This is a genomic window from Streptomyces sp. NPDC004561 (genome assembly GCF_053602155.1).
This window is the reverse complement of the sequence record NZ_JBSGDB010000372.1, coordinates 1-8,876: the sequence shown is the minus strand read 5'-3', so window position 1 is coordinate 8,876 and position 8,876 is coordinate 1. Positions and strand designations below refer to the sequence as shown.

Here is an 8,876-nt window from a genome sequence, read left to right as displayed (position 1 = left end):
CCGTCCTGGGTGTCGTGACGGTCCGGGTCGTCCTGGTCTGCGTGTGGCGGCTGGTGACGATGGCGCGAGGCGGGACCGTGTTCCGCCGAGCGCCGACCGCGACGACCGACAGCAGCAGGCTGGTTCGCCGATGTGTTCGGGGTCGTCGGCGCGGGTCTTCGGTCGCGACTTGCCGAGGCCCCGGCGCGCGGTCTCGACCTGGTCCAGCACCCAGGCGGGCGCCTGGAGACCTCGAACGGCACGATCCCGGTCGGTGCGCCGGCCGATGCCGCCGGGGTGAGTGGCAATCACCTGGCCAACCTGTTCAAGGCTCATGCCGGTGTCACCCCGAAGCGGGTGGCGCGGAGCTACCGCTTTGCGCGACTGATCGTGTGATGGGCCGCAACCTGTTCGACCTGGTGAACGGCTGAGAGGGCAGGTCACCCGTGGGCGATCACGTGGTCGTGGTGTCCCACGGCCCAAGCCTGAGGGGTGGCACCCCGAGGCGTCCTACCACTTCGTCGATGGCGTGGCGGCCGCGATCGACAAGGCCCAGGAACTCGCCGGGGAGCGGATCGTCGCTGTGAACGCCGGCGAAGCGGGCGCCCAGATCCTCGTCGCCGGTCTCGTGGGCGAGGTGGCGATGGACATGGTCCCGGTGGTGTTGGGGTCGGGCAGGCGCTACTTCGGCGGCATCCACAAACAGCATCTGCTGGAGGATCCCCACGTGGTCATCCAGGGCGACAGGGTGCTGCACCTGAGGTTCAAGGTACGCCGCCAGAGATCTTCAACGGCTGAGGTCACGGCAGTCGAAGGTCCAGCCCTGCCTTGCGGCCCGGCTCACCGGCCACGGCCAGGACGTGCGGGCCTACGCCGGCGTCGCCTTCTACCCGAACTGATCGCCCAGGACGGCCTGACCGCAGAGGCGATGATTCCGCGCAGGTGTCAGGGCCCGGGAGGGGGCGGCGTCCGTGTGCCTCAAGGCCGGAAGATCCGGTCCAGGTGGTAGTGGAGGACGGCCGTGGCGGACTCGGCGTCGCGCTGACCCACCAGGACGCTGGTGCCGAGTCCCGCGGACATGGCCAGCAAGCCGACCGCTTCGGCCTGGGCATCCGTACCAGCCCGAAGCAGTCCGGCGTCCGCCGCCTGCTGCAGCAGCCCGGCGAGGGTGATCTCGGCGGCGTCTGGATCCTTGATGAAGGGCTGGGCCGCGAGGGCCTCGTCGGTCACCGACAGCACGGCGTACGACGTGTAGAGGTGATGGAACAGGCGGCTCTCCTCGTCGACCGGCAGGGCCGCAGTCAGCAGCGCCTCGATCACCGCCCGCGGCCCGGGGTTGTCGCCTGCGGCGCGGACCCGGGCGGTCACCCGTTCCCCGAACCTGCCGGCCAGATGTCGCAGCCCGAAGAGGAGCAGCTTCTCCTTGGACTCGAAGTAGTACTGCACCAGCCGCAGTGAGACACCCGCCTCGGCCGCCACGTCGCGCATCCCCACCGCATGCAGCCCGAGCCGCCCGGCAGCCCGGACGAGGGCCTGCGCGATCTCGGTACGCCGCTCTGCGTGATCGACGCGCTTGGGCATGGTTCGGCTCTCCGCTCTCGGATCGTGTCTTCGATTTTGATGATACAGCCGTACCACGTTTATGGTACGTTCGTATCACGAAGACCGACTTCCCAGGAGGTGGCCGTGCCCGAGTCCACAGCAGCCCGTTCCCAGCCCGATGTCGGCCGCTACGTCAGCGACGCCTGGCGCGAGCGCTACTTCGCGGCCTGTGACGCCCTCTACACGCTGGGTGCGCCCGTGTCCCGGGAGGAGGACGTGGAGACCTCCTTCGGGACCACACACGTCTACCGCTACGACCCCGAGGACCCGGCCGCCCGCGAGCGCACCCCCGTCGTCCTCGTACACGGAGCAGGTTCCTGCTCCGCCATGTGGTACCCGAACACTCCCGCCCTCAGCGCCGAACGGCCCGTCTATGCCATCGACACCCCGGGCGACCCAGGCCGCAGCGTGCAGCGCGCACCCATCCACGAGCCCGAGCGCGCCGCGCAGTGGCTGGATGAGACACTCGCCGGCCTCGGGCTCGACCATGTGCACCTCCTCGGCTCGTCGTACGGCGGCTGGCTCGCCCTGAACCAGGCCTTCCGCGCACCTGACCGCCTCGCCTCGGTCACGCTGCTCGACCCCGGAGGCCTGGAGAAGGTGGGACTGCGCTTCTTCGTGTGGATCTTCGCCAGCCTGTTCGCCACCTTCGCCCCCAAGGCGCTGCGGCCACGCCTCGCGTCCTGGCTGGAACAGCCCGTCCTCGTCGTGCCGGAACTGCGCACCATGATCCGGACCGGGGTCCGCGCCTACCGCATCCGCCGGCCGGTGCCGCAGCCTCTCACCGAGGCCGAACTGGGGGCCATCCGCAAGCCGTTGTACCTGGTACTCGGAAAGCGCAGCCTCCTCGTGCACCCCGACCGACAGGTCGAACGCGTGCCCAGGCTGATCCCCGGCGCAAGGGCTGAGATCATCTCCCGGACCGGCCACGGCCCACAGATCGACCACGCGGAGCTGACCAACCGGAAGGTGCTCGACTTCATGAACGATGCCGATCTCTGCCTGCCGACACCGCGCTGACAGCTGGGAGGAAACACCCGGCCCAGGGGTCGGGTTCGATCCGGTTGCGCGGGAGGCGGGTTCTTCCGAACATTTCAGTGAAACCTCCGGCAGGAGCGCAGGACGGCCGAGCCCCGCACGCCCGCTCGGAAAGACATGGCGACAGCCGGTAAGAGGACGACATGGCACTTCCGGACGCACCCCCGGCCGCCGAAGAAAACGGCCGGCCCAACCGCGAGAACAGGGCTGACATGCTCGCCCTGCACCTGCACCGCGCCTTCCGATGGCAGGCACTGCTCCGCATCGCCATCGTCATCGCATACACCGCGGACCTCGCGGTGTTCCCGCCGTCCGAGCAGTTGCCGCTCTCCATCGCCCTGGCGGCCGTCTACACCCTGTGGACCCTGGGAACGCTCTGGACGGCCTGCCGATCACGCAAACCGTACCCGAGCTGGGTCTATCCCCTGGTCGACCTGACCCTGCTCACCGCACTCATGGCAGTCTCCGGCAACTTCTCAGATCCGAACTGGAGTTCGCCGATATCCGCCGACATCTTCCTCTTCATACCCGTCCTCGCCTCCTTCCAGATGCAGCCCATCCTCACCGCCACATCCGGGATACTGGCCGCGGCAAGCTACGTCATCGGTACCGGCCTCGGCCACCTGCACCGGCCGTATTGGCACTTCACATTCCTCCACGCCCTGTTCATCCTCGTCGTCTGCGCGGGCTGCGTCCTCCTGTCCGACGTCCAACAACACCGCGTGCGATCGATCAGGGAACTCGCCGAACACCGGCTGTGGCTACTGGACCGCATCATGGCCGCAGAAGAAAGAGAGCAACGCAAAATCGCGGAAGTACTGCACGATGGAGCACTGCAGAACGTGCTCGCAGCCCGGCATTTCATCGACGAAGCAGCCACCAGCCCCAATCCGCCCGATATCGATATCGAAACCGACACCGATTCACTGCACCGGGCCGACGAAGCCCTCTCCACGGCCAGCAGACAACTCCGCTCCTCCGTGCGCACCCTGCACCCCGAAGTGCTCGTCCACGGAGGACTCGTACCCGCCCTCGAACACCTCACCCAGCAGGCATCCGAACGAGGCAAATTCCACGCAGAAGTGCATTCCACCATCACCACCGCGGGGACTGCCGACCGGCCGCTGTACTGGCTGGCCCGGGAAATCCTGGAGAACGTCGTCAAACACGCACACGCCCAAAACGTGACCGTCACCCTGCAGAAATACGACACTGAAAGCGTGCGGCTCTCCATCACCGACGACGGCACAGGAATATCCGACGACGCCATGACCAAAAGCCTCTCATCCGGCCACATCGGAATCGCCTCGCACCGCGCACGCATCGAAGGCATGGGAGGCATCTTCACCCTCCGCAACAACCCCACCGGCGGCACCACCGTCCAAGCCGTCGTACCACTGGAACAACCTGCCACAACGGCGACCCCACCCCAGCAGGAGTGACCCGCACACACCAGGTAACCCCGACCCGATTCGGGCACCACGGACCTCCGCGACAAGGTGGTCAGCGTCGACGATCACCCCCTGTTCCGAGCAGGGTCGGGCGCGGCGGTGTCCGTCACCGACGTAAGACGGACCGTCGTGCATGCTGAGGTGCATGGCCACGATCCATCGCCGCCCCGACACACTGGCCGTCGGGGTGCTCCTGGCAGCAGTCGGCGGATTCCTGGACGCGTACACGTATGTGCGGCACGCCGTATTCGCCAACCTGCAATCCGGCAACGTACTGCTGTTCTGCGTGGAAGCCACCGCCAGGCACTGGCACAGAGCCATCCTGCTCCTGATCCCGATCGCGGCCTTCGGCATCGGCGTCCTCCTCGTCGAAGCACTCGGCGTGCCCCGCACCAAACGCCTCGTCCGCCGCCCGGTCCGGCTCATCCTGACGATTCAGATCGCCCTGCTCGCAGCGATCGCGTCCCTCCCCGCCGACGCACCGGAACAGGCCACGACGGTCACGGTGTCGTTCGTGGCCGCACTGCAGTTCTCCACCTTCACCACCCTGCGCGACACGCCCTACACCACGCTCGCGGAAAGCGGAAACCTCCAGAAAGGGATCGTCGCAGCCCACCAGTGGCTCACCGCCAGGGAACCCGCAGCCGCACACCGGGCGGGACGCTACGCCCTGATCATCGGGGCGTTCGCGGCCGGCGCAGCCACCGGTGCCATCCTCACCCGCCTCATCGGCACCCCCGCCGTCGCCGCAGCCGCCCTCCTGCTCGCCACCGTCCTCGCCCTGCTGATCCGCGAAACACAACAGCTCAAACACCACCACGCAGACGCCAAGCCGACCCCACCTCCGGCTGCCCACTGACCTGCTCCGCCTTCCTCCCCGCCCAGAGGCATGGCCGACATCGGCCAGACACCGCGCCGGGCGCGCCGGCGCCGTACCCACGAGCCGCCGTCCAAGGCAGCGCACCCATCGAGAATCAACAACTCGGCAGCCCGGAAGGCCTACGAGACGGGTGCCTGGGCGCCCACTGATCCGGGCCCTGCGACCACAGGGCCGCGTGCGTAGCCGGCCGACTCCAGGCACGGACACCTCAGCCAGGGGCACGGGCACGTTCGGGCATTGGCGAGGTGGCTTTCTGCTGTGGACGCCGACGACACGGCAGTCGTCCACCCGCTCCTCCAGTCGGGGGACCCGCGGCCGCGCACGGCAGCCCTAGCGTCGTGACAGCAACGGTCCAAGACCGCCCAACAGGTGAAGTGAGAGCGTCATGCGGAACAACCGAATCGACCAGCGACGACGCGTCATCGTCGGCGTCGACGACCAGAAGGGGAGCATCGCAGCCTTGCAGTGCGCAGCCGAGGAAGCCATTCGCCGCCACGCGATTCTCGTGGTCGTGACCACGTGGACCCCCTACGGAGGCGATGTCGCCGAGCGCACCTACCCCTGCCCCGCACTGGACGCCAAACAAACGGCATCGGCCCGGACCATGCTCGACAGCGCCTGCGAACGAGCCCGCCTCCCCCAAAACCTGACCGTGGAACGTCGGGTGGAAAAAGGCCCTCTCGGGGCCGTCCTGGCGTACCTGGCCGGCGGACCCGAAGACCTGTTGGTGATCGGCCTGCGCTACCGGCAGCCATTCGCCTGGCTGCGCCCTTCCCCCGACAAGTACTGCCTGCGCAAGGCGGCGGCACCTGTCCTTGTCGTCCCGCCCGACTGGGCATCCGCCCCGCCCGAGCCCGCCCTCGCCGCCTGAGCAGCCCCCGGGAGAGCCGGCTCCACGCCCAGCTGTGAGGTCCCGACCCCGGGAAGCATGGCCGCGCGCGGAGCCACGGCCCAGCGGCTGGGCGACGTACGAGGACGGCAGTACCGGCCTCTGTCACGTACCCAAAGCCGACGGCCGCCACCACGACCGCGACCAGGCTCAGAACCAGGCGACGGCTCCGCCGTCAGTGGCAGGCAGCTCCCGCGACAGGCAGGCGGCACCGTGCTGACATGCGCAACATGGCGACCCCGGGTCGTCGGCCGCACGCCCACCGGCGGAGAGGGGCAGTAAGCGCAGGCCAGGGCGGATGCGCGCACCACTCGCCAGGAGGAGCATGAGGACCAGATGAGACAGCGCCCACGGACAGCCCCGCCCCGACCCCACCCCCCCTCACTCCCCCACGGGTGTGCGACCTGGGACATGGCCATGAACGACCAGACAGACGCAGACAGCACCCTGGCCCGCGATTCCGCGCTCGCCGCCACCCTGCAGAACGTGATCGAAGGACTCGGAGCACACACGGGCCTGGCCCACCTTCTGGCAGAGGACGATCACACCCTGCGCACCGCGATCATCGCCGGAGCCCAGCCCGCGATCTACACCATGCCGGAACGCCTCGACATCAACGCCCCCTATGCCACCGCCACCGCGTTCCGCACCGGGCAACCCACCACGGCCGGCTTTCTCGCCCCCCACTCCACGGGCGGCCTGGAACTCGCGAGCCGCGTCCCGTTCCCCTACTCCGTTCTGGCCGTGCCCCTCGACACCGACAACGGCCGTCTCGGTGTCCTGGCCCTCCTCTGGATCCCCCCACGCAGCCATCCCCTGGACCCCGGCCAGACGGCATGGCTGACCGACCAGACCGAACGCCTCGCCCGCACCCTGCGGGGCCTGGCCCCCACCGTCTCCATGCGAGCGGGCACGAAACCCGTCCTGCTCCCCATCTACAACAGCAGGCCCCCCGCTACCGGCGCCAACACCGGATGGGGCCTGCCCCACATCCCCGGTTCCACCGAGGTCAGCTTCATGTACCAGGTGCATCAACTGGCCGCCGAACTCAACGAAGCAGCCGGCGTCAACGAGGTCATGGCCGTCACCCGCAACCGCATCATGGCCCCGTTCGACGCCCAGGCCTTCCTCGTCAGCACCCTCAGAGACGGCAGGCTCTGGGTCGCCGGCCACAGCGGCTACCCCACCGTCGCCCTTCGTCTCCTGCACGGCGCCGCAGCCGGCCCCCATCGCGCCGACGCCCACGCCCTGCTGACCGAGACCCCCTTGTTCATCCCCGATCGCGCCACCCTCACCGACTCCTACCCCAGCGCCGTCGACGACGACCTCGAAGCCAGCGCCCATCTCCCCCTGACCCTCAGCGGCCGCCCCATCGGCGTCTGCACCCTCGGCTTCACGCACCCGCGCACCTTCAGTGCCGAAGAGCGGGCCGTCGCCATGATGATGATGGACCTTCTCGGCCCGGCGCTCCAACGCGCCACCCTCGACGAGAACGCCCGCTCTCTGGCAGAGAACCTCCAGAAGAAGCTCCTGCCTCGCGACCTCGTCGAAGTCCCCGGTATGACCACCACCGCCCGCTACGTCCCCGCCCCCTCAACGGCAGGACTCGGCGGCGACTGGTACGACATGATCCCCCTGCCCGGTGGCCGCCTCGCCCTCGTCGTCGGCGACGTCGAAGGCCACAGCATCGAGAGTTCCGTCGTCATGGGCCAGCTCAGGAGCGCCGTCCGCGCCTACACCACCGAAGGCCACGCCCCCGACGTCGTCATGGCCCGCGCGAACCGCCTGCTGCACAGCCTCGACACCGACCTCATGGCCACCTGCTGCCTCGTCGCCCTCGACATCCCCACCGGAAACGCCGAAGCAGTCCTCGCCGGCCACCCGGCCCCGCTCCTCCAAACCCACAACAACACTCTCCACACCACCCACCTTCCCCCCAACATCCCCCTCGGCATCACTCCCAACGCCCTCTACCAAACCGGGGAAATCACTCTCAACCCCGACACCCTCCTCATCCTCCACACCAATGGCCTCATCCCGCCAACCGTCACTCCTCACACACCCACCCCCGAGGACCCCGGCACCCTCGAAAAGCTCGCCGACCACCTGGTCGACAACACCACGACTCACCCCGACCACAACGACGACATCGCTCTCCTTCTCGCCCACTACGAAGGCCCCACCCCCGGCCCCAACCGCCGCATCAGCCACAGGACCTTCCAGCGTCACGACCTTCAAGCCGTCAAAGCCGCCCGCCAGTTCATCACCGACAGCCTCCACACCTGGGGCCTGGACCAGATGATCGACAACTTCCAGCTCCTCACCTCGGAGATCGTCACCAACGCCCTCATCCACGCCGACAGCGACGTCGACCTCCGCCTCCGCGAATACCCCGACCACCTCCGCCTCGAAGTACACGACACCGACCCCACCCCGCCCATCCCCACCACCACCGACACCCCCCGCGCCAACCAGCACGCCGAGCACAGCCGCAGCCTCACCATCACCGAACACGGCCGCGGCCTCACGATCGTCGACCACCTATCCACCCAGTGGGGCAACACCCCCACCACACACGGCAAAACGATCTGGGTCGACATCTACAACGACACCTGACGACCCGGATCCGCGCAGTCAGAAGAGGCTGTCGGCCACAACACCCGTGAAACCGCGTGGAGTTCAGCGCTCCGGCAGCAGCACCCCTGGATTGAGAACGCCGGCCGGATCCAGCGCGGCCTTGGCGGCGGTGAGCGCCGCGGCGAAGGGGTCGGGGCGCTGGCGGTCGTACCAGGGGCGGTGGTCGCGCCCGACCGCGTGATGGTGGGTGATCGTACCGCCGCACGACTCGATCGCCTCGGACACCGCCGCCTTGATGTGGTCCCACTGAGCCACGGCGCTGCCCCAGCGGCCGGGGGCGTAGACACCGAAGTACGGGGCCGGCCCGTCCGGATAGACGTGGGTGAACCGGCAGGTGACCACCCCCGCCCCGGCGACCTCACGCATCGCCTGTTGCGCCGCGTCGGTGACCGCGCGATGG

The 8,876-nt window shown here is 68.6% G+C and carries 8 protein-coding genes and 1 pseudogene; 7 read left to right on the top strand and 2 right to left on the bottom strand.

Annotated features, from left to right (window positions below; translation table 11 throughout):
* Nucleotides 1-132: 132 nt before the first annotated feature.
* Together ACWEN3_RS34415 and ACWEN3_RS34410 are read left to right on the top strand one after the other, a co-directional pair.
* Nucleotides 133-375, top strand: coding sequence for a hypothetical protein (locus ACWEN3_RS34415; protein ID WP_452979006.1), 243 nt, complete (start codon nt 133-135; stop codon nt 373-375).
* Nucleotides 372-757 (top strand): annotated as a pseudogene (locus ACWEN3_RS34410) (dihydrofolate reductase family protein); the annotation flags it as partial. The gene ACWEN3_RS34415 and the pseudogene ACWEN3_RS34410, both read left to right, overlap by 4 nt.
* Before the next feature lie 200 nt (nt 758-957).
* Here the strand turns inward: ACWEN3_RS34410 and ACWEN3_RS34405 are convergent.
* Nucleotides 958-1,560, bottom strand: a complete 603-nt coding sequence (locus ACWEN3_RS34405; protein ID WP_452979003.1) for a TetR/AcrR family transcriptional regulator — start codon at nt 1,558-1,560, stop codon at nt 958-960.
* Between the two features lie 105 nt (nt 1,561-1,665).
* On the opposite strand from ACWEN3_RS34405, the gene ACWEN3_RS34400 reads away from it, so the two are divergent.
* The 5 genes from ACWEN3_RS34400 (at nt 1,666) to ACWEN3_RS34380 (ending at nt 8,455) form a co-directional block, all read left to right on the top strand.
* Nucleotides 1,666-2,601 carry an alpha/beta fold hydrolase gene (locus tag ACWEN3_RS34400; protein WP_452979000.1) on the top strand — a complete coding sequence of 312 codons (936 nt, stop codon included), beginning with the start codon at nt 1,666-1,668 and terminating at the stop codon, nt 2,599-2,601.
* A 161-nt stretch (nt 2,602-2,762) separates the two neighbouring features.
* Nucleotides 2,763-4,061 carry a sensor histidine kinase gene (locus ACWEN3_RS34395; protein ID WP_452978997.1) on the top strand — a complete coding sequence of 433 codons (1,299 nt, stop codon included), beginning with the start codon at nt 2,763-2,765 and terminating at the stop codon, nt 4,059-4,061.
* 154 nt (nt 4,062-4,215) lie between these two features.
* Nucleotides 4,216-4,929, top strand: a complete 714-nt coding sequence (locus tag ACWEN3_RS34390; RefSeq protein WP_452978994.1) for a YoaK family protein — start codon at nt 4,216-4,218, stop codon at nt 4,927-4,929.
* A 406-nt stretch (nt 4,930-5,335) separates the two neighbouring features.
* Nucleotides 5,336-5,821, top strand: a complete 486-nt coding sequence (locus tag ACWEN3_RS34385) for a universal stress protein (RefSeq protein ID WP_452978992.1) — start codon at nt 5,336-5,338, stop codon at nt 5,819-5,821.
* 435 nt (nt 5,822-6,256) lie between these two features.
* Entirely contained in the window at nt 6,257-8,455 is a 2,199-nt protein-coding gene (locus ACWEN3_RS34380; protein WP_452978989.1) for a SpoIIE family protein phosphatase, read from the top strand.
* A gap of 63 nt (nt 8,456-8,518) precedes the next feature.
* On the opposite strand, the gene ACWEN3_RS34375 is transcribed toward ACWEN3_RS34380, so the two are convergent.
* A partial coding sequence (locus ACWEN3_RS34375) for an FAD-linked oxidase C-terminal domain-containing protein (protein ID WP_452978986.1) occupies nt 8,519-8,876 on the bottom strand: 358 nt, incomplete at its 5' end.